Below are 20,358 nucleotides of genomic sequence, written 5' to 3'. Positions count from 1 at the left end.
AAGTTTACTAGCCTCCCCGGACGGACTACTCGCCGACGGTTAGGCGCATGCCGGGGCGGGCCACGAGGATCTCTCCGTCGTAGTGGCGGGCCGCGCCGCGGACCGCTGCCTCTGCGTCGCCCCACGGCGGGATGTGCGTGAGCACGAGTTTGCCCACGCCAGCTGCCTGTGCTGCACGGCCTGCGTCTTCGCCGGAGATGTGCATGCCGCTGGGGTGGCCTTCGGCATTCTCACCCCAGGTGGCTTCGCAGAGGAAAACGTCCGCACCCGCTGCGATGTGGGCCAGGTTGTCGGTCCACGCAGTGTCCCCGGAGTAGACCAGGGAGTTACCAGCGTTGTCTTCCACGCGCAGTAGGTAGGCCTCCGTGGGATGTACGGCGGTGGCGGCGTACAGGGTGAAGGGGCCGATGGGGTGGGCTGGGTACGTGGTGGCGTCGAAAAGCCCCTCGCCTACCTGGTAGGTGGTGATGTCGAAGGTGTCGGTGAAGTCGTCGGGGTGGTCAGGCGCGTCGGCGCCGGCTGCGGAGAGGTGGTGGCGGGCGATGGTGGGGCCGAGTAGTTGATGGCGTTGGGAGGAGGCCGCCGTGGGGTGGAATCGGCGCCAGACCAGCAGGGATGGGAAGTCGAGGCAGTGGTCGGCGTGCATGTGGCTGAACGCGACGTGGCAGGCGGAGGGGTCGATGCCTTCGGTACGCTGCATGGCGCTGAGCACGCCGGGGCCGCAGTCTAGGAGTAGGTCGGTGGTGGCCGTGGTTGTGTCGCGGACGATGTATCCCGACGCTGCGCTATCGGGTCCTTCGACGCTTCCGGAGCATCCCAGCACTACCAGTTCCATAAGTTGTCATTCTGCCACGAAGCGGTGGCAAATGTGTGAAAGGGCGACCACCGTTGTGTTGGTGGTCGCCCTTTCTTTCGCGGGACTTGCCAGGATTGGCTGTTCCGCTAGGCGCTAGCGCTGAACGCTAGTGGCGGTTAGGCCTCGCCTTCTTCGCGGCGGCGGCGCAGCAGCGGGATGGCGCCGATGATCAGCGCCAGGCCGACTGCGAACACGCCAAGCACGTTCGCGCCGGTGGAGGCCAGGGTGCTCATCCGCGGGCTATCAACCTGCTTCTGAGAGCTGGTGCCACCGCTGCTTGCGGAGCTACCGGTGGACGTGCTTCCCTTGGCGCCCGGCTGGCTCGGGGTGCTGGACCTGCCAGGGGTGCCCGGCTTGTTCGTGTTACCCGACTTGCCCGGCTTGTTCGTGTTACCTGGCTTGCCTGGCTGCTCGGAATCCGGCTTCGGGGTGGAACCGTGAGATCCGCTACCCACGATGGCCCCGCCGAGTCCCAGGGAACCGATGATGCCAGGCAGGTTCGGCTTCGGAGTCACCGAACCGGAGGAACCGCCAGGTGTGTTCGGATCCTTCGGCTGCTCCGGATCCTTCGGGTTCTCCGGATCCTTCGGATCCTCAGGGTTCGGCTGCTCCGCCTCCTTCGGATCCTCAGGGGTCTCGCAGTTGCACTTGGTGCCCACGCGGATCTTGCGCGACTGAGGATCCTTCCTGAAGCTAAAGTGCGCCTACCTCTTGTCAGATCCCCAGCAGGCCAGGCGCTTACTAAAGGCTGAAAACTCACCAAAACTCAGTTCAATAAGTCAAAAACAGCCTAAGAGTACGCAGATAGTTTAACCGTATTAATGGTCCAAGTTCAACCAGAAAAATGGTTCCATAAGCACCAAACCCCCTGGTTATCCCACATAAGAAGACCTTAAACGCTAGCGCACCATCTCCGGAATCTGGGACACAGAACTAATCGCCGGCCCCAGGAACCGCCCGGCCAGCTTCGCAAACCTCTGCGGGTCGCCCGTCGACTCGAAGGACAGATCCACCGCCCGCCCCGGATCCTCATCCGCAAGCAGCCCCTGCTCCGACAGCGTCCTATAAACAGTCTTCGCCGTCTCTTCGGCGCTATTGATCAGCGTGACCTCATCCCCCATCACCAACTGCACCACCCCGGCCAGCAGCGGGTAGTGCGTACACCCCAGCACCACGGTGTCCACCCCCTGGGCTTTCAACGGCGCAAGGTAGTTCTCCGCCAGCCCCATCAGCTGCCGCCCACTGGTCATTCCGCGCTCCACAAAGGGCACAAACTGCGGACAAGCCTGCGCGTACGCCTCTACCCCGGGAATCGCCGCGAAAAGATCCTGGTAGGACCTACTGCTCACCGTCGCCTGGGTGCCAATCACACCGATCTTCCCGTTGCGGGTCGCCGCCGCCGCGCGCCGCACCGCGGGCAGGATCACCTCAACCACCGGAATGGAATACCTCTCCCGCGCGTCGCGGATAAACGCCGACGATGCAGAATTGCACGCCACCACAATCATCTTGCAGCCACGCTCCGCCAGGGTGTCCGCAATCCCAATCGACAGCTCGCGCACCTGCGCCAAAGGCTTGTCCCCGTAAGGCGAATTGGCCGTATCCCCGATGTACACCAGGTTCTCATGCGGCAGCTGATCCACAATGGCACGCGCCACGGTCAGCCCGCCCACGCCCGAATCAAACACCCCTATAGGCGCATTGTTAGCCTGTTCCGCCTGTACGTTAGCCTCAGCACCCTCAGCCACGATCCTCACCCTTCACCACATCACGCCAGCACGGCACCCCGAGTGCCGACTCCGCCGCCAACACGGCATGAACTATCGCCCGCTCCACCGTGTTGGCCGCGACCGCCGAAAGCAGGCTCATGCCAATGTCATCCACGCCCCTCTCAACTCCAGTAGCCCCCGAACCGTGCTCACCTGTCGCCATCGCAAACAGCGTGTCCCCATCCATCGGCATGTGCGCCGGCCGAATCGCCCGCGCGATCCCGTCATGCCCCGCCAGTGCCAGCCTCTTCGCCTGCGCCTTCGTCAGCGGCGCATCGGTCGCCACCACACCAATCGTCGTGTTGAGCTTCGGCGCCAGCATGTCAGCCGTAATCTTCGTGCCAAGCAGGTTCTTGTTCCTTAGCCTATTGACGCCCCCAGCCCCCACCGGCTCACCATCAACCAGGCCATCGGCCACCCCATATCGGGCAAACTCCCCGTTCAGCTCCGCGGCGAGTCCCCACGGCAGGCCGGTCGCCGGGTCGAAGACCGCACCCTGCGGGTTCACGACAATGCCAACGGCCACGGTAACCCCCGCCAGCGGAGTACCTTCCGGGAACACGGCACTGGCCTGCCCGAAGCCGCCCTTTAGCGCTCCCGCCGAGGCGCCCAGCCCCGCACCGACATTGCCGTTCTGTGCCCCCTGCGCTAAAGCCTCCCGCCCAGTCGCGTCACCAGCCACTGCATCCAGCGCCGCCGCCGTCGCCGCTGCTCCCGTGGCCGCATCCGGCCGCGAATCCCAGCGCCCCAGCAGCAGATCAAAAATCACAGCCCCCGGCACGATCGGCACCAACTTATCCGGGTGCTCCGGACCCAGCACGGCAAAGCCGATCCCCCTACTCTCCAGTTCGGCCATTGCCCCCGTGAGGGCGTCAAGACCAAAAGCAGAACCACCGCACAGACCAATAGCGTGCACGGCCTGCACCGTGTTGTGCGGCGCCAAAAGATCCGTCTCGCGAGTCCCCGGCCCGCCACCGCGCACATCCACGCTGGCAGTGGCGGACTTCGGCGCGACGATCATGGTCACGCCCGAATCACCCGCGCCGTCCTCACACACCGCGTGGCCTACCCCTATCTCCGCGACATCCGCCAGGGAATTAGTCGGTCCGGGCTGGCAGCCGAACAGCTCTATGCTCATTGCTCACCCATCATCGCCGACAGCAAGCTGTCCTGGTGGTAGCCCAGCCAATCCAGGTAGTTCTGCGCCGCCATCGCCTGGTCGGAGCTGCCGTCTTCCTCCAGCAGGTCCTTCTTGAACTCCTCGTACTGCGCGGAGTGATACAGACGAATGTCGTTGATCGCGCTCAGCCACGGGCGAACCTCGTCCTGCGTCAGCGACACATTCACCGAACCGTTCGGCCCCAGGTAATCCACCACGAAGCGCAGATTCGTCAGCTTGGCCTTGATAATGTCCGTCTCGTTCAGCTGGCGGGTCAGCGCCGCATCGCCGTCGACTTCCTCGTCACCCTCGCGGAAGAAGCTCGGCAGCAGCCGCGCCAACCCCGGATCCTTCGGCGCATCGGCATGCCCGCTGGCCATGCCCGTCATCTCCGCCAGCTCGTCCTTCGGAGCCGTCCGCGCGCGCTCCATCAGCTTGTCGGACACGGCCACCGCCGAATCCCCCAGCATCTCGCGCTCCAGCGGCTCTAGCTGCGTATTAAAACGAGTCCCGCGCAGCAGGCTGCTTTTCTTCGTCCACGGCTGCATGTTCGTTCCTTCTTTCTCTATTGACGCCTACCCGTCCGCCCGCTGCATCGTCGCCCACAGCCCGGCGGTCTGCAGCTTCTTCACATCCCCTTCGACCTTGTCGCGCTCCCCGGAACTCACCACGGCTTTCCCTTCGGTGTGGACCTGCATCATCAGCTCCGTGGCACGCTTGCGCGAATAGCCCAGGACGGTCTGGAAGACATAGGTCACGTAGCTCATCAGGTTCACCGGATCGTCCCAACAGATGCACATCCACGGCAGGTTGGGCTCCGTCAGGGTTTCTGGCAGTTTGTCCGCCACCGGTGTGGCGGAGGGAGCAGCTGGGGAAGTCATGGTTCCCAGAGTACCGACATTGGGCGCATTCGCCGTCGGGTGCGCCACCTGGCGTGGGCTAGCATGGAACGGGTGAACGAAAACAGCACCCGCTCCTCCGCACTTCTTACAGACAAATACGAACTCACCATGCTCGAGGCCGCAATCCTCGACGGCACGGTGAACCGCGCCTGCACTTTCGAGGTCTTCACCCGCCGACTGCCCAACGAACGCCGCTACGGCGTGATCGCCGGTACTGCCCGTGTGCTCCGCGCCGTGCGAGACTTCGTGTTTACCGAAGAACAGTTGGCGCGCATCGACTTCCTGCGCGACGAAACACTGGAGTACCTGCGCAACTTCCGCTTCTCCGGGCAGATCGACGGCTACCGAGAAGGCGAGCTGTACTTCCCCCACTCCCCCGTGCTGACCGTGCGCGGCACCTTCGGCGAGTGCGTGATTCTGGAAACGGTGATCCTGTCCATCCTGAACATGGATTCCGCCGTGGCCAGCGCCGCGGCCCGCATGGTCACCGCCGCTGGTGACCGTCCGATCATCGACATGGGTGCCCGCCGTACCCACGAATACGCTGCGGTTACCGCCGCCCGGGCATCCTACCTGGCTGGCTTCGTCGCCACCTCCAACATGGAGGCCTCGCAGCGCTATGGCATCCCGGCTTCTGGAACCTCGGCCCACGCCTGGACCCTGCTGCACACCCGCCCCGACGGCACGCCCGACGAGCTAGCCGCATTCAAGGCGCAGGTCGCCGCCCTGGGCACCGATACGACCCTGCTGGTGGATACCTACGACATCACCCAGGGCGTGGAAAACGCCGTGGCGGCCGCGGGCACCGAACTGGGTGCAGTGCGCATCGACTCCGGCGACCTGGGCGTGCTGACCCGCCGCGTGCGCCGCCAGCTGGACTCCTTGGGCGCAACCAACACCAAGATCGTGGTCTCCTCCGACATGGACGAGTTCTCCATCGCCGCCCTGCGCAGCGAACCGGTGGATTCCTTCGGTGTGGGCACCGCCGTGGTCACGGGCTCCGGGGCGCCGACCGCGGGGCTGGTTTACAAGCTTGTGGAGGTCGACGGCGTGCCCGTCGCCAAGCGCTCGCGTGGCAAAGCCAGCCTGGGTGGTGCGAAGGACGCAGCCCGGCTCAGCCGCCCCTCCGGCACCGCCGTCGAGGAAGTGACCTTCCCCATGGGCGGCGAACTGCCCCAGGCCGAAGGTCTGCACAGCACCCAGCTGACCATCCCCATGGTTCGCGACGGTGAGCTCGTCGACGGGCTGCCCACACTGGAGGAGTCCCGCGAGCACTGCGCCAAACAGCTGGTCTCTCTGCCGTGGGAGGGGCTGGCGCTGACCCGCGACGAACCCGCCCTGCAGGTCCGCCACATCAAGGGCTAGAAGTTTCACAAAGGTTCTCACAGTTTCCCATGACCTCCAACGTCCTTGACCTACTGAGCCTCGCCGTCGCCGACCTCGGCGGCGCCCCGCGCCCTGGCCAGCAGAAGATGGCCACAGCCGTGGCCGCGGCCATTAAGAGGGAACACCACCTGGCCGTGCAGGCGGGAACCGGTACCGGTAAGTCCCTGGCGTACCTGATCCCCAGCATCGCTGTGGCCATGGATTCCGAGTACCCCGTCATCGTCTCCACCGCCACGATCGCGCTTCAGCGCCAGCTGGTGGAACGCGACCTGCCGCGGCTGGCCAAAGCCCTCGAGCCGGAACTCCCCCGCCCCCTCGAATTCGCCATCCAAAAAGGCCGCGGCAACTACGTGTGCCTGAACAAGGTCGCCAACGCGCAGACCGACAGCGGCGTGGACGAGGCCGAAGAATCCCTCCTGGATCCCTCCCAGCTGTCCGCCACCGGCGCCCAAGTCGCCCGCCTGCACGAATGGGCCGGTGAAACCGAGGACGGCGACCGGGATAACCTCCCCCAGGGCGTCAGCGATCGCGCGTGGCGGCAGGTCAGCGTGTCTTCCCGCGAGTGCGTCGGCGCCACCCGCTGCCCCTTCGGCGAACAGTGTTTTGCCGAGCGGGCCCGGGCCCGCGCCGCGGACGCCGACGTTGTCGTCACCAACCATGCTCTTCTTGCGATCGATGCTCTTGTGGACGCCCCAGTCTTGCCCGAACACAACACAGTGATCGTGGACGAAGCCCACGAGCTGGAAGATCGCATCACTTCCGTCGCCACCGCTGAACTATCCCCCACCTCCATCGCCGTGCTGGCGAAACGCGCTGCGAAGCTGACCGTTTCCGGCGCCGATGTCGCCGGGGATGAGCTGGCCGAGGCAGGCGACCGGTGGACGGAGGCGTTGAAGGCGGAGGCGGCGGCGTCCAGAAGCAACGACCGGTTTGGCACCGGCATCGAGGGGCGCTGGACCAGCGTGCCCGAGGGGCTACAGCTGCCTCTCGCTGCCTTAAGGGATGCGGCGTGGAAGACGAACCGGCAGGTCAGCGGCATTCCGGCATCGGAGTTTGCGAATGATTCGCAGAAGGCCTCCGAGCGCCTCGCGGTGATTGTGGCTACCGAAGAGCTGAACGATACGTGCGTGCGGATCCTAAATGCCTCGCGCGTCGGGGAGGGCGACGGCTCCGAAGCCGACGAACGCAGCGGCAACAACGGCGGCAACAACAGCGGCAAAAACCATGGCGCGAGCGAAGACGCCGCGGATCTGCTGGGCGAAGACGTGGTCTGGTACACCGCCGATTCCGGCGTGCGAGGCCCCAAACACGTGGTGCGGGTAGCCCCCTTGAGCGTCGCCGACCTACTACGCCAGCGACTATTCGGCAGAAACACAGTAATCCTGACGTCGGCGACGCTTGCATTGGGCGGCAAGTTCACCTCCATGCTGGCGCGCTGGGGGCTGCCGAAGAACACTCCCACGCTGGATGCGGGCACCCCCTTCGATGCGCGCTCCCACGGCATTTTGTACGTCGCCCGCCACCTACCACCGCCGGGCAGGGACGGCGCCAGCGACGAGTCCGTGGACGAAGCCGCCAGGCTGATCAACGCCGCGGGCGGGCGCACCCTCGGGCTGTTTAGCTCCCGGCGCGCGGCCGAAGAAATGGCCGAGAACCTGCGCACCGTGGTCCCCTACGACATTCTTTTGCAGGGCGAGGATTCGATGTCCACGCTGGTGGAGAAATTCCGCAAGAACCAATCCGCATGCTTGTTCGGCACGCTGGGACTGTGGCAAGGCGTGGACGTACCCGGTCCTTCGCTTTCCCTGGTGCTTATCGACCGGATCCCCTTTCCGCGCCCGGACGATCCGCTACAGCAGGCGCGGCAGGAAGCCGCCGACCAGCGTGGCGGCAGTGGGTTTATGGAGGTCGCCGCGAACCACGCCGCCCTGCTGATGGCTCAGGGGGCGGGCCGGTTGCTGCGATCGGTGGACGACCGTGGCGTGGTTGCGGTTCTGGACCAGCGGCTAGAGACGAAGCGCTACGGCGCTTACATTCGCCGCTCGATGCCGGACTTTTGGTACACGCTAAAAGGCGACACAGTGCGGGGTGCACTGCGTCGCCTTGCTGCGGGTAGTTAAGAGGCTGCCAGCGGGGGTGCCAGGAGGCTGCCAGCGGAAGCTGGGGGCAGCTCCGCTAGGTGCGGGTCTTAGACCAGATCAGAGCCGTCGCCAGCTCCGGTGTCTGCGCCAGCACCGCCGCCGCCCAGCAGGTCGTCGAAGGTCGGGGCGACGTCCTCGGTGGTGGTGTCCTCGTAGGAGTCGTAGTGGGCATCGTTGTCGGTGTCGTATGCCTTAGTGTCGCCGTAGCCGTCGAAGTCCTGGTCGATCAGAGCCTCGTCGGTCAGGCCGTCGCCATCGGTGTCTACGTGGCGCTGATCCACCTGGCCGTCGGAGTTGGTGTCCAGGTAAATGGTGTCGGCGGTGTCGTCACCGGTGGTGTCTACGTGCAGGGCATCAACCTTGCCGTCGTTGTTGTAGTCGAAAGACACACCGTCGGCCAGGCCGTCACCGTCCAGGTCGACGTACTCGCCACCGCCCGGAGCGCCCTCGGAGCCAGCGGAGTGGATATCAGAGCCTGCGCCCGATCCCTCTTCGCCTGCACCGCGGGAGTCCTCGGAGCCCTTGGAATCGTCAGCGCCCTTGGAGTCGTCAGCACCCTTGGAGTCATCAGAAGGAGCCGCCGGGGTCTCAGACTCGCCACCCTGCGGAGCCGCCGGAGCGTCAGACTCGCCGCCCTTCGGAGCTGCCGGAGCGTCGGACTCGCCACCCTGCGGAGCCGCGCCCTGCGGAGCCGCACCCTGGGAGTCACCAGCCGGTGCGCCACCGTGGCCACCCTGGGAAGCCCAGATGCCTTCGCCTACGTTCTCCTGCGCCGCATCCGGACGGGACTCGCCGGAGGTGCCGTCGATCACGCCGTTGCCGTCAGTGTCGTGCTCGGTGTAGTCAGACATTCCGTCACCGTCAGTGTCGTAGCCAACGCTGTCGACTCGGCCGTCGCCGTCGAAGTCGTAAGAGGTGACGTCGTAGGTGCCGTCGCCATCGGAATCGAACTTCACGTTGTCACTGACACCGTCGTTGTTGTAGTCGGTGGCCTTGGTGTCCATCTTTCCGTCGTTGTTGGTGTCTGCTTCCAGCTTGTCGATCGTTCCGTCGCGGTCGGTGTCCTGGTAGACCGTGTCGACGATGCCGTCCTGGTCGTAGTCCATCTCCGCGCGGTCGGTGGTGCCGTCGCCGTTCTTGTCGTAGACCGTGCCATCCGGGCGGCCGTCGCCGTTGATGTCGACCTGGTAGGCGTCCTGCTTGCCGTCACCGTCGGTGTCCTGCGAGCCGACGACGTTGCCTTCGACCATGTTGCCGTTGCCGTCCAGTACCTCCCAGCGACCCAGGGAGTGCTCAGAGTTGCCAGCGTTGCCGTTGGTGTTGGTGCCGTTCTGGTTGTTCAGGTTCTCGTTAGACATTTCGTGTGTTCCCTTTCGGTGTTCTTGAAGCCCTGTGTGCGGGGCTTATGCGGTGTTCTTAGTATCCTTCAGGCGCTTCCTCGCTGCCTGTCAGTTGTTGAATGCCACTCCCCCTCCCTATGTTCCTTGGGGGTGTTTCCTAAGGTCATTTTTTTGACGCCAAACCCCTCAAAACCCCAAGTCACGCCACATATTCCCTCTGTTCAATAGGCAAGCATTTTCGGGGGGTAAATTCAGACAGCGCGCCGGCGAATACGTCGCGCAATGTTCCCTCCGCGACCAGAAAAACCGGTTATCGGCATACTAGAATGGCACCGAAATATGGCAGAGCAATAAGCATCGATAGCAATGAAAGGCGAAAAATACCGTGACCCCCATCTTGAACGCGTCGGGTCGTTCCCCGAAGGCCAGCGTTGAGCGCGGGGCAACTATCGCCAGAAAGTACAAGATGCACGACGTTGCCGACCGCGTGCAGAACCTCGTCAACGCGAAGTACCGCACCTCGTCCGTCGTCATCATCGGGGAGGTTAAGCGTGGCAAATCTTCCCTCGTCAACGCACTAATCGGCCGGCGTGACCTATTGCCGGTGGACGTTATCACCGCTACGAGCGCCCCCATCCGCATCCACACTGAACCCGACCAGCCAGACGACAAGCCAATCCTGGCGCGCCTGGTACGCGGCACGGAGCGCGATCCGATCGACCCGTCGGAGCTGAAGAACTGGGTCACGCAGGAAGCTGTGGACGCCATCAACCGCGCCCCGAAGGATAGCCAAGAAGTTGCCTCGCTCCCCAGCGCTGCAGAGCTGTTGGTTCCTTTCTCCGGCCTGGGAAAGGTGACGATCATCGACACCCCGGGCGTGGGCGGACTGGACGAGCACGCCGTCACTGCCTCCCTGGCGGAAGCCCGCAATGCCGGAGTTCTGCTGATGGTCTGCGACGCATCCACCCCCATCACCGCCCCGGAGATGGATATCCTGCGCCGCGCCCGTGAACAGGTCGGAAGCGTCATCGTGGCCGTCACCAAGACAGATAAGAATGTGCGCCGCTGGCGCTCCATCGTCGCCGACGACCAACGCCTCATCGCAGAACACCTCGGTCTGGATATCCCCGTCATTGGAGTGTCCTCGTTGCGGGCATTGGATGCGGCCGAGGCGGCGTCACCAGAAAAAAGAGAAAAGATTGAGCAACGGTGCGGCATCGCCGAGCTGCGCCAACAGATCATCAACCACGTCAACTCACCGGGCAATCTCGGGACGATCACGGCCCTCGAGATCACCCGGTCGACGATGCAATCCATCACGACCGATATCCAGCGCGACATCAAGCTGTACGACAAGACCAGCGATGCGGTCGGCGAACTCGAAGCCGAAAAGCGCAAGCTGGAAGCGTTCCGCGACGCCACCAGCGAGTGGGAACAGCTGTTCATGCGCGATATTCAGCTCAGCCGCAACAAGGTATCCGCGGCGATGGATCAGGCACTGACCGATCTGAAAACCCGCTGGACCAACCGCATTAACTCCGAGGGCATGCGCGTGCTGCGCAGCAAGCCGCAGGTCTTCACTAGCCAGATCGAAATCGAGCTACGGCAGATCATGGAGCACATGGTGATGTCGATGGTCAGCGAAGTTACGCGGCGTGCCGCCCAGCTTTTCCAGGGTCGCCGAGACCTGGTGGATCAGGTGCAGCAGCAGATTTTCGCGGCGATGGCTCCACCGCAATCGCTGAGCCACGACGTGGAGAAAAAGTCTGCAGGGCTGGTGGATCCCTCGATGCTGACGATGGGCATTGTGGGTGCAGGCGCACTGACAGTCGTGATCCCCTTCGCGCCTGTGGCAGCCGCAGCCTGGATCGGCGTGAACATGGGCTACCGCGCGATGCGCAACGGCAAGCAGCACCTGCTGGTGTGGCTGCGAGAGACCATCGCCACAACCCGTGGCTCCATCAACCGCATGATCGACATCACCATCACGACAGGTAGGACGGAAATTCTGCTGCGCCACCGCGCTGCCATCAGGCACGAACAGCGCAACCTTCAGGGCAAGATCGAATCCGCCCAGAAGATCGCCCGAGAAACCGAGGCGCAGCGCAAGCAGACCATTGCCCGGTTGAAGAAGAACGGGGAGATTGTGCAGCAGACCATCGAGGAGCTAGACGGCCACCTAGAAGCGCTGAAGCGCAGCCGGCACGGAGCCGCAAGTCTGAAGGCGGCAGCCCAGGCTGGGACGATTCCGGCAAGCGGGGCGGGGATGTAAATGAACCAGGAACACCAAATCCAATCGGCCTCTGCCCACCTCAGCCAGCGGGTCTCTGACCTCACGCTGCTGCTAACGCAGGCCGTTGATGCCCTCGCAGGTGGCTCCCCTGACCTGGCGGCCCGCGCCGAACAGCTGCGTTTGATGGTTACCCGCCCGCCCCGAGTCGCTGTTGTCGGTCGTCTGAAATCCGGAAAGTCCACTCTGGTCAACGCCCTGACGGAGAACCTGATCGCCGCCACCGGTGCCCTGGAATGCACCATGGCCGTCAGCATGTACCACAACGGCGCGCCCGCCCGCGCCGAGATCCATTCCGTCGACGGCCAGATGGCCCGCATCCCACTGAACAACGGCCCGCTCGATAGCCTGCCCGTACCGTTGAACGAGGTGGACTACATCGACCAGTTCCTGCCCAACCGCCGACTGGAAGAGCTCACCCTGATCGATACGCCCGGCACCGCGACCTTGACGGTCGAAAACGAGCAGCGAACCCGTCGAATTCTGGTCGACGGGCAGCGGGATACGCGCCGCGCTAGCGGTTGGGCCGATTGCCTTGTCTTTTTGTCGGACTCTGCCCCGCGCGAGGACGAGAAGCGGTTTCTTTCGCAATTGGGAATGACGCCCCTAAATACAGTGGGCATCCTTTCCCGCGCGGACTCTTTCGGCTCCGGCGCTTTCGGTTCCATCGATCCGCTGCAACACGCCCGGCAGCACGCCAACAGCATCCAGAAGAAACTGGTGAGCACTGTCCAGCAAACCATCCCGCTTTCCGGATTGATGGCTGAGTCCGCCTTGACGGGCAAGGTGACCGGCGACGTCGCCCGTCAGCTGGCCGCACTGGCGGAGCTGGATCGTGATGATCTGCTGGATTTCCTGGAGGCCGACGACCCGCGAGAGGTCGTTGCGGGATTCTCCGCTAACGACCGGGACGATTTGCTAGACGTTATGGGCGAATACGGCGTGTTCGCCGGCCGCAGCATTGCCGCCGAAGGCGGTGCGCCGGCGCTGGTGAAGTGGATGGTGGAAACCTCCGGCGTATCCGAGCTGGTGCATCTGCTGACCGGCGACATCACCTACTTCGCCGTGCTGCAGCGTGCTGCCCGAATGCTGGATGTGTTGGACGATCTGGCCTCTAACCACCCGGATATGAACCACATCCGGTGGGTCCTGTCCGTCACACTGGCGCAGCCGGGCATGCACTTTGTGCTGCTCTACCGCAGTTACCGCAATACCTATGCCAGCACGCCCGATTCCCGACTATTACAGTTGCTGCGCACCGCGGTCACTGCTGGGCACCCGGCGGATACGGTGAATTTGCCGCGGGACACGCCGGTTGACCAAGTGCGCCGAGCCATCGAAGAGCAGATCGCCGAACTCCAGCAACTTTCGATGTCTCCCCTGTCCGCCGCGGAGGACGAGGCACGTGAACGTTTGCTCGGTTCTTTCCAATCCGCATTGCAAGCGACCATCTAACGCCACTAATTGGCATTAAAGTGTAAGCTACTTATGCCTTAAGCACACGTGTATTTCAGGAGCTGTACTTTTCATGACTAACGCATGGCACCTGGCAATCGATTTCGGAACCTCGAATACGGCTGCCGCTCACCAAAGCCCGATGGGTAAGGAGATATCCGCCCTTGCGTTGACGCACCGCTCCAACATCCTGCCGTCCGCAGTGTTCCTGGATTCCCCACACGGCGCACACGCTGCTGCCGATGGGGAGCCCACGCTACTCAACGGCGATTCCGCATTGGCTCGCGGACGCCGCGACCCCTCGCGCCTGCTGCTCAGCCCCAAGCGCTACATCGACCACGATGAAGTGAAGCTGGCTACCAAGGATCTGCCGCTGACGAAGGTCGTGGGCTCTGTGCTGGCCACGGTTCTGCGCTCCGGTAAGGCGCAGCACGCTAACAAGGATCCCGAGACCGTTACTCTGACGCACCCCGAGGCCTGGTCCGCTCACTCCGTGGACCAGCTGAAGCGAAGCGCCATTGCAGCGGGCATTCCCGAAAAGAGTCTGCGTTTCCTTTCCGAGCCACGGGCGGCCGCCATCCACTACGCCTCCCAGCAGTCCGTGCGCGCGGGCTCCCACGTGGCGGTGTTCGACTTCGGTGGCGGCACCCTGGATATCGCGGTGCTGGAAGCGAAGCCGAACGGTAACTTCGAGGTCGTCGCCGCCAAGGGCGATAACAGCCTGGGCGGCCGCACCATCGACAACTTGATGTACCGCTGGGTTCTGGACCAGCTGGAGCACGATGATCCCGATCTGGCGGACTACCTTCGTTCCGCCCCGATCGCCACGGTCCACGCGCTGGAATCCAGCATTCGCGAGGCCAAGGAGATCCTCTCGGATACGTCCTCGGCCACGATCAGCGTCTCCACTCCCCACGGGGAAACTGACCTGTTGATCACCCGCGACGAATTCAACAATGTGATCGAGCAGTCGATCATGCGTGGCGTTGAGCTGACGCGGGCGGCGCTGGCACAGGCGGGCGTCGATTCCACAAAGACCCCGATCTACATGACCGGCGGTTCCTCGCGCGTACCTTTCGTGCAGGATCGTCTGGGCGAGGTCGGCACGGTCATGACGTTGGACGACCCCAAGACGGTAGTCAGCCGCGGCGCACTGGCTGCAACTCTGCGCGGATTCACCGACGGCGGGGCTCCGGATTCTGCGAACCGTACCGCGAACGCGGGCGGTGCTGCCGCAGGTGTGGCGGGCGCTGCGGGTGCCGCAGGTGCCGCGAGTGCCGCCACTGGAGGCGGGGCCGCAGCTGGAGGCTCCTCCCGCCCCACCCCGGCTACCTCGCCCGGAATGCCGCGGGCAAACCAGAACGGAAGCTCGCCGACCAGTAGCTTCCCGAATCCTGCGCAGAACAACACGCAGTCGTTTAGCCGCCCTCCGCAGGCATCGTCCTTCGGCCCAGGTGCCCCTAGCTCTTATGGTCCCAGCAACTTTGCTTCGGCTCGCGCTACGGCTACCTCGGCGGGGCGGAAGAAGTCGAACACCCCGGTGATTGTCACGGCCAGCCTGGCGATTCTGGCGGTCGTCGTGGCAATCGGATTTGTCGCCCTCAATGGAGGTGGCGATGGCAACGGCGGCGGCAATGGCGGCGGCAACGATGGTTCCGGCAACCCGCCGTTCTCTGAGACCAGTACGTTCGCCCTGCCGGCCAATGCGACGGACTCGGATCTGTACAAGGTGCTTCCCACCCTCCTGCCGGAGGTTAAGGACTACATGCCGACGAACTTCTACAACCGCATGCGCACCTGTGAAGCAGAAACGAAGAAGCCACCCTTCCTTGGGGATGCCTTCCGCAACATGGACAACAAGATGTACTCTTGCCTCCCCGACTACAATTCGCTGGATGGGAAAAACGGTAACCTTACATACAGTGGCTTCCGTTACATATTGACCGGTGACGAGGCGAAGAAGGTCTACGATCACGCAGAAAGCTCCTCCATTAAGAGCACAAGAATCCAGGATGCGGGTAACGGCTGGCCGGAGATTCGCATGTATCCAGCAACAAGCGAATATGGTGCACCCGACATTATGATCTGGTATCCCGACCAAAAGGGAATCGTGGTCAGCCGCGGTGAAAACGGTGCATCAGAGGACGAGATCAAGAAGATGCTTAAGTTCTTTAACCTGATGCCGCAGGATTAATCCCGGCTAACGCGCCGAAGAGCCCCACGCGCCCGAGCTATCGCTCGAGGCCGTGAGGCTCTTTCTATCGGGCTCTGTACCGTTGTGGTGGCCTCGCTGTCTATGCGCTAGTGACGCCTGCCTCCACCAACGCAGCCTTCAGCTTCGCACGCGCGCGATTAATGCGAGACTTGACCGTTTGAATGGGAATCCCCTGGTGGGCAGCGATATCTTGGTAGCTCATGCCAGTGTATTCGCGAAGGACAATCACCTCGCGAAAATCTTCCGGCAGCTGCGCGAGAGCCTCGCGCACAACCATTGCGGAGGTCACCTGCGAACCAACCTCTGGGGTCTGCGCAACCTCGTCCGCGCCCGCGTCCTCCTCCGGCACATCCCGGCGAGAACGAACGATCTGCAGAGCTGCGTTCGAGGCGATACGGTACGCCCAGGTGGAGAACCTGGCGCGCCCGTCGAACTTGTCGATGTTCTTCCACGCGGAGGTCAGCGCGTTCTGCAGAGCATCCTCCGCATCCGCGCGGTTGCCGGTGATGGAAAGGCAGACTGCGAACATCCTCCCCCAGGCCTGGCGCGCTAGACACGCGAAAGCCTGCTGGTCGCCTTCGTGAGCTTTGGCCAGCAGGTCGCGTTCCTCATCGCGGGTAAGTTCTTGCCGTTCAGCGTTAGTTAGTCCCGTAGACACTTGTAATCCCCCCTCCCTAGAAACCGTTGTAATCGGTCAGATCGTCGGAATCACTGTGGTCAGCCGGGTCCTCGCCCAGGGCATCGTCTAGCTCATTGTCGAGCTCGTTGTCTAGGCCACCGTCCAGGCTGTCGTCCAGGTTGTCCTCCAGGGCATTGTTCAGATCATCAAGATCCTCCATGCCCCCCGAACCACCAAGGCCGGCCCCTGCATCGTCGCCCGCGACATCACTGTCGACGGAATCCACCGAGGTGGCGTCGTACTCCGCAGAAGAATCATCCAGATCCGTCAGATCAACGTCAGACTCCTCCGGGAAAGAGTCCAAGCTTGGAATCAGATCGCCATCGGGCATTTCGGTGTTTGGGTCCACCGCGACATCAAACATCGCATTGAACAGAGCATCGAGCTCCTCCTCCGAAAAACCAGACTCCGAACCGAACTGCGCATCCGCGCCGAACAGTTCTTCGAGGTTTGGCAGAATCGGAGCGTCTACCTCTGCACTAGCGGATGGGTCCACCATGTGTCCTCCGTTGTGGATCGAATCATTCATCGTCGCACTCATCGTTCACCTCCTTTCCACCTGAGCTAGCAAGACAAGTAACTGAACTGAAGCTAGGGGCAACCCAAGCCGGCAAAACCCGCTTCAGGACAGTTATGTAATGCGCGTCAGGGGAAGGAAGTTCCCGCGTGTGCATAACGAATTACATTAAAAGATTATGCCCCAAACTGGGCGCAGTTCAATAGGAATGTCGTCTGAACTGGGCTGGTCACCCCTACCAAAAAACTGCTTAGCAAGCCAAAAGAAAAGAAAGTGACGTCGACTACACCAACCGAACGCTAGAGTGGAGGCCAAGAACAACCGCGAACGGATAGGAGCCCCGACGCAATGCCCATCAAGAGCGATCGCCCGGACATCGAACTCAGCCCGCTCGGCCTGTACGACTACATCTTCCACGACCTCACCACGGAGGAAGAGGATCGCGTGGCCGTCATCGACATCGCCGATGGCTCCGAAACGACCTTCGCGCAGCTGCAGAACTACATCGAATCCACCGCGGGCTGGCTGGCCAGCAAGGGCATCAAGAAGGGCGACGTCGTAGCGCTGCACCTGCCGAACTCCCTGAACTTCATCGTCGCCGCTTACGGACTGTGGCGCATCGGTGCGGTGCCGTCTCCGCTGTCACTGCTTTCTACCCCAGAAAGCGTTACTGCGCAGATTAAGGACTCTGGCGCGAAGATGCTACTTACCGTTGCTGCGCTTGGGGACGCCTCGTCCCAGGGGGCCAAAGACGCCGGCATCGACGAGGACTTTATCGTCCACCTGGATACCTCCAAGGGCATGCAGCAGATCATGGCAGAGCGACGCACCGCACCCGCGGTGGAGATTGACCCGGACGAGGATCTTGCGATTCTGCCCTATTCCTCCGGCACCACCGGCCTACCGAAGGGCGTGCGCCTTATGCACCGCCAACTGGTGGCTAACGTGCAGCAGGGGCAGGACCTGAACTTGATACAGCGCGACGACATCGTCTACGCCGTGCTGCCGTTCTTCCACATCTACGGCCTGACCGCGCTGGTGAACCTAGCCCTGGCACAGCGCAGCACGCTGGTAGTGGTCCCCCGCTTCGAACTGCAGAGCTTCCTGGAGCACCACCAGAAGTTCAACGTAACTTTCACCCTGATTGCGCCACCCATTGCCGTGCAGCTGGCCAAGCACCCGATGGTGGACAACTACGACCTGTCGCGTATGCGCGCGGTGTTCAGCGGTGCGGCAACCCTGGACGAGGATCTGGCTGTAGCGCTGGAAAACCGCCTGGGGATTCACGTGCAGCAAGGCTTCGGCATGACCGAGACTTCGCCACTGGCGCACGCTAACGTCTCCAAGGACATCAACCGCGGTTCCATCGGCAAGCCCTGTGCCAACACGGAAAGCAAGCTGGTGGATCCGGAAACCCTGGAGGAAGTCCCACTGCCCAGCGAAGGCGTATCCGAGGTCGGCGAACTGTGGGTGCGTGGCCCGCAGATCATGGCCGGATACCTGAACAAGCCAGAGCAGACCGCCGAAGCCCTGCCGGGCGACGGTTGGCTGCGCACCGGCGACCTGGCCAACGCGGATCCGGAGGGCAACGTCCACATCGTCGACCGACTGAAGGAGCTCATTAAGTACAAGGGCTACCAGGTTCCGCCTGCAGAGCTGGAGTCCGTGCTGCTCAGCCATCCGGAGATCGCAGACGCCGCAGTCGTCGGCGTACACCGCGCCTCTGATGGCGAGGAGCTACCCAAGGCGTTCGTGGTTGCCCAGCGCGGATCCGCCCTCAACGAGCAACAAGTGATGGACTTCGTAGCCGAGCGCGTGGCGCCCTACAAGAAGATCCGCATCGTCGAGTTCGTCCAGGGCATTCCGAAGTCCAGCACCGGCAAGATTCTGCGCCGCGAGCTGCGCGATCGCGAGGCCTAGTTCAGTCCCGCTGATCTAAATCCCGCCGGGCTCTCGGCAAGCTCGGGGCGGGGTCGGTCTAATACCCCAACCTGAAGCCTGCCGGGCTGGGTAAGTGGGCGTCCGAACTACTCGCCCGCAAGGGGCACGCGGCGGTAGGTACCATCGCGCAGGTCGGCGTCCTCAATCTCGTGGCGAGAAATACCCAGAATAAACAGCACCTGATCCAGGAACGGGTAGTTCACGGAGGTATCCGCGACCGCCTTCAGCGCGGGCTTTGCGTTGAAAGCGATACCCAGGCCGGCAGTCGAAAGCATGTCGATGTCGTTAGCGCCATCGCCTACCGCGACCGTCTGATTCAGCTTGATGCCGTTCGACCAGGCGAATTCCTTGAGGCTCTCAGCCTTTGCCTGGCGGTCGATCACTGGGCCGATAACGCGACCGGTCAGCTTGCCATCGACGATTTCCAGGGTATTTGCGCGGGCGAAATCGAGGTCCAGTTCGCGGGCAAGCGGCTCGATGACCTGAATGAACCCGCCGGACACCACGCCAGTCTTGTAGCCCAGGCGCTTCAGAGTGCGGATAGTTGTGCGGGCGCCGGGGGTCAGTTGGATGTCGCGGGCGACATTCTCCACCACCGCTGCATCCAAACCGGCCAGCGCCTTCACGCGCTCGTGCAGGGATTCAGCAAAGTCCAGTTCGCCGCGCATGGCGCGTTCGGTGACTTCGGCTACCTCCGCTTCGCGGTCGGCGTAAGCTGCCAGCATCTCGATAACCTCGTGCTGGATAAGGGTCGAATCGACATCGAAGCAGATCAGGCGCTTTGCACGGCGGGCCAGGCCGGCGCGTTCGATGGCGATATCCACACCAACCTCCGTCGTAAGGGTTGCCAGCGCCTTGCGCAAAGGCACGCCGCCGCCGGGCGCGGGATTGGCTACGGTCAAGCTGAGTTCCAGACCAGTGACCGGGTAGTCTGCGATGCCGGTGATGGTGTCGATGTTTGCACCGTAATCCGCGAGGGTCTGACCAATGCGCGAGATATGGGTCGCGGTCAGCGGTCGGCCGAGCACCACCATGACGTGCGTGGAGTGCGGACGAGTGCTGGAGAGGTTGTCGTCCGCTTCCACGCTGACGCGCATGCCGTAGGAAGCCAGGGTTTCCTTCAGCCCTTCGCCGAGGGGTTCAAGGTCTTCTTGTCCGACGCCCACCAGCGCCGCCAAAGACAGCTTCCCACGGAATACTGACTGTTCAATGTCTAAAAGCTGCACTCCGTAGGAGGACAGCACACGGAAGAAGGCCGCCGATACGCCCGGCCGGTCAGGGCCGGTGACCGTGATAACACTTGGAGCAAGGCCTTCCTGCAGGGTGTCTTCGAGGGCGCTTTCAAAGTGCGGGTCGGGGCTCGCTGCTGCGGCAGCTGTACCAGCGGTTGCAGTGGGCTGTGCCTGCGGCTGCGCTGCAGCAGCAGCGGTTGCAGTTGGCTGTGGCTGCGGCAGCGCTACCGCTGGCTGGTCGGCGGAAGAGTTGGGGTTGCTGGCATTATCTGAGGTAGTCACGCGTTATATTGTCCCACTTCCCCACCGGAAGTGATAACCGGACCAGCGAACTCCATCCAGTACATCCCCTGGCGCGCCGAAATGTCGCAAAAGTTGCACCCTGCGCGCCGAAATGTCGCAAAAGCTGCACCCTGTGCGCCGAAATGTCGCAAAAGCTGCACCCAGCGCGCCGAAATGTCGCAAAAGTTGCAAAG

Annotated in this window: 16 protein-coding genes; 6 read left to right on the top strand and 10 right to left on the bottom strand. The window is 63.0% G+C overall.

From position 1 onward, the window contains the following. Positions 1-25 precede the first annotated feature (25 nt). The 6 genes from CRD15_RS01860 to clpS form a co-directional block, all read right to left on the bottom strand. Positions 26-835, bottom strand: a complete 810-nt coding sequence (locus tag CRD15_RS01860) for an MBL fold metallo-hydrolase (RefSeq protein ID WP_187401770.1) — start codon at positions 833-835, stop codon at positions 26-28. A 137-nt stretch (positions 836-972) separates the two neighbouring features. Further along, positions 973-1,515 (bottom strand): hypothetical protein, encoded by a 543-nt coding sequence (locus CRD15_RS01855; protein WP_034973385.1) that lies wholly within the window; start codon positions 1,513-1,515, stop codon positions 973-975. 240 nt (positions 1,516-1,755) lie between these two features. Further along, positions 1,756-2,613: a glutamate racemase gene (murI, locus tag CRD15_RS01850; protein WP_051873892.1), complete on the bottom strand. Its 858-nt coding sequence runs from the start codon at positions 2,611-2,613 to the stop codon at positions 1,756-1,758. Next, positions 2,597-3,763 carry a P1 family peptidase gene (locus CRD15_RS01845; protein WP_034981090.1) on the bottom strand — a complete coding sequence of 389 codons (1,167 nt, stop codon included), beginning with the start codon at positions 3,761-3,763 and terminating at the stop codon, positions 2,597-2,599. Before CRD15_RS01845 ends, murI begins: the two co-directional genes overlap by 17 nt. Further along, positions 3,760-4,332, bottom strand: coding sequence for a DUF2017 domain-containing protein (locus CRD15_RS01840; protein WP_034969017.1), 573 nt, complete (start codon positions 4,330-4,332; stop codon positions 3,760-3,762). The genes CRD15_RS01845 and CRD15_RS01840 overlap by 4 nt, the downstream gene beginning before the upstream one ends. A 27-nt stretch (positions 4,333-4,359) precedes the next feature. Next, entirely contained in the window at positions 4,360-4,665 is a 306-nt protein-coding gene (clpS, locus tag CRD15_RS01835; RefSeq protein WP_034975882.1) for an ATP-dependent Clp protease adapter ClpS, read from the bottom strand. 63 nt (positions 4,666-4,728) lie between these two features. Here clpS and CRD15_RS01830 point away from each other — a divergent pair, with 63 nt between their 5' ends. Both CRD15_RS01830 and CRD15_RS01825 read left to right on the top strand, forming a co-directional pair. Beyond that, complete coding sequence (locus CRD15_RS01830) at positions 4,729-6,051, top strand: nicotinate phosphoribosyltransferase (RefSeq protein WP_187401769.1); 1,323 nt, start codon at positions 4,729-4,731, stop codon at positions 6,049-6,051. A 29-nt stretch (positions 6,052-6,080) separates the two neighbouring features. Next, on the top strand, positions 6,081-8,192 hold the full coding sequence (locus CRD15_RS01825) for an ATP-dependent DNA helicase (RefSeq protein ID WP_187401768.1): 2,112 nt from the start codon (positions 6,081-6,083) through the stop codon (positions 8,190-8,192). Positions 8,193-8,260: 68 nt separating this feature from the next. Here the strand turns inward: CRD15_RS01825 and CRD15_RS01820 are convergent, their stop codons facing one another. Then, a complete protein-coding gene (locus CRD15_RS01820) occupies positions 8,261-9,571 on the bottom strand; it encodes a hypothetical protein (RefSeq protein ID WP_187401767.1) in 1,311 nt (436 codons plus the stop codon). Positions 9,572-9,938: 367 nt separating this feature from the next. Here CRD15_RS01820 and CRD15_RS01815 point away from each other — a divergent pair, with 367 nt between their 5' ends. The 3 genes from CRD15_RS01815 to CRD15_RS01805 all read left to right on the top strand — a co-directional run bounded on the left by CRD15_RS01815 (position 9,939) and on the right by CRD15_RS01805 (position 15,492). Then, positions 9,939-11,825, top strand: coding sequence for a dynamin family protein (locus tag CRD15_RS01815; RefSeq protein WP_230580273.1), 1,887 nt, complete (start codon positions 9,939-9,941; stop codon positions 11,823-11,825). After that, complete coding sequence (locus CRD15_RS01810; protein WP_034981100.1) at positions 11,826-13,298, top strand: GTPase; 1,473 nt, start codon at positions 11,826-11,828, stop codon at positions 13,296-13,298. A 73-nt stretch (positions 13,299-13,371) separates the two neighbouring features. Further along, the gene (locus tag CRD15_RS01805; protein WP_187401766.1) at positions 13,372-15,492 is read left to right on the top strand and encodes an Hsp70 family protein; all 2,121 of its coding nucleotides are present in this window, start codon (positions 13,372-13,374) and stop codon (positions 15,490-15,492) included. A gap of 100 nt (positions 15,493-15,592) precedes the next feature. On the opposite strand, the gene CRD15_RS01800 is transcribed toward CRD15_RS01805, so the two are convergent. Then, positions 15,593-16,171: a sigma-70 family RNA polymerase sigma factor gene (locus CRD15_RS01800; RefSeq protein WP_187401765.1), complete on the bottom strand. Its 579-nt coding sequence runs from the start codon at positions 16,169-16,171 to the stop codon at positions 15,593-15,595. Positions 16,172-16,187: 16 nt separating this feature from the next. After that, entirely contained in the window at positions 16,188-16,733 is a 546-nt protein-coding gene (locus tag CRD15_RS01795) for a hypothetical protein (RefSeq protein ID WP_187401764.1), read from the bottom strand. A gap of 324 nt (positions 16,734-17,057) precedes the next feature. On the opposite strand from CRD15_RS01795, the gene CRD15_RS01790 reads away from it, so the two are divergent. After that, on the top strand, positions 17,058-18,629 hold the full coding sequence (locus CRD15_RS01790; RefSeq protein WP_034981107.1) for an AMP-binding protein: 1,572 nt from the start codon (positions 17,058-17,060) through the stop codon (positions 18,627-18,629). A 107-nt stretch (positions 18,630-18,736) separates the two neighbouring features. On the opposite strand, the gene serB is transcribed toward CRD15_RS01790, so the two are convergent. After that, positions 18,737-20,164, bottom strand: coding sequence for a phosphoserine phosphatase SerB (gene serB, locus CRD15_RS01785; RefSeq protein WP_187401763.1), 1,428 nt, complete (start codon positions 20,162-20,164; stop codon positions 18,737-18,739). Positions 20,165-20,358: the final 194 nt, after the last annotated feature.

It is taken from the genome of Corynebacterium sp. LK28, from assembly GCF_014335105.1.
Lineage (GTDB): Bacteria > Actinomycetota > Actinomycetes > Mycobacteriales > Mycobacteriaceae > Corynebacterium > Corynebacterium macclintockiae.
Note: the sequence above shows the minus strand (reverse complement) of the source record. Positions and strands in the feature narration are given on the sequence as shown.

Bases quoted from the DNA above. Each gene is read 5' to 3' on its own strand.
- CRD15_RS01860 (WP_187401770.1), bottom strand. From the start codon at position 835: ATGGAACTGGTAGTGCTGGGATGCTCCGGAAGCGTCGAAGGACCCGAT.
- CRD15_RS01845 (WP_034981090.1), bottom strand. From the start codon at position 3,763: ATGAGCATAGAGCTGTTCGGCTGCCAGCCCGGACCGACTAATTCCCTG.
- CRD15_RS01840 (WP_034969017.1), bottom strand. From the start codon at position 4,332: ATGCAGCCGTGGACGAAGAAAAGCAGCCTGCTGCGCGGGACTCGTTTT.
- clpS (WP_034975882.1), bottom strand. From the start codon at position 4,665: ATGACTTCCCCAGCTGCTCCCTCCGCCACACCGGTGGCGGACAAACTG.
- CRD15_RS01830 (WP_187401769.1), top strand. From the start codon at position 4,729: ATGGAACGGGTGAACGAAAACAGCACCCGCTCCTCCGCACTTCTTACA.
- CRD15_RS01825 (WP_187401768.1), top strand. From the start codon at position 6,081: ATGACCTCCAACGTCCTTGACCTACTGAGCCTCGCCGTCGCCGACCTC.
- CRD15_RS01820 (WP_187401767.1), bottom strand. From the start codon at position 9,571: ATGTCTAACGAGAACCTGAACAACCAGAACGGCACCAACACCAACGGC.
- CRD15_RS01810 (WP_034981100.1), top strand. From the start codon at position 11,826: ATGAACCAGGAACACCAAATCCAATCGGCCTCTGCCCACCTCAGCCAG.
- CRD15_RS01805 (WP_187401766.1), top strand. From the start codon at position 13,372: ATGACTAACGCATGGCACCTGGCAATCGATTTCGGAACCTCGAATACG.
- CRD15_RS01795 (WP_187401764.1), bottom strand. From the start codon at position 16,733: ATGAGTGCGACGATGAATGATTCGATCCACAACGGAGGACACATGGTG.
- CRD15_RS01790 (WP_034981107.1), top strand. From the start codon at position 17,058: ATGCCCATCAAGAGCGATCGCCCGGACATCGAACTCAGCCCGCTCGGC.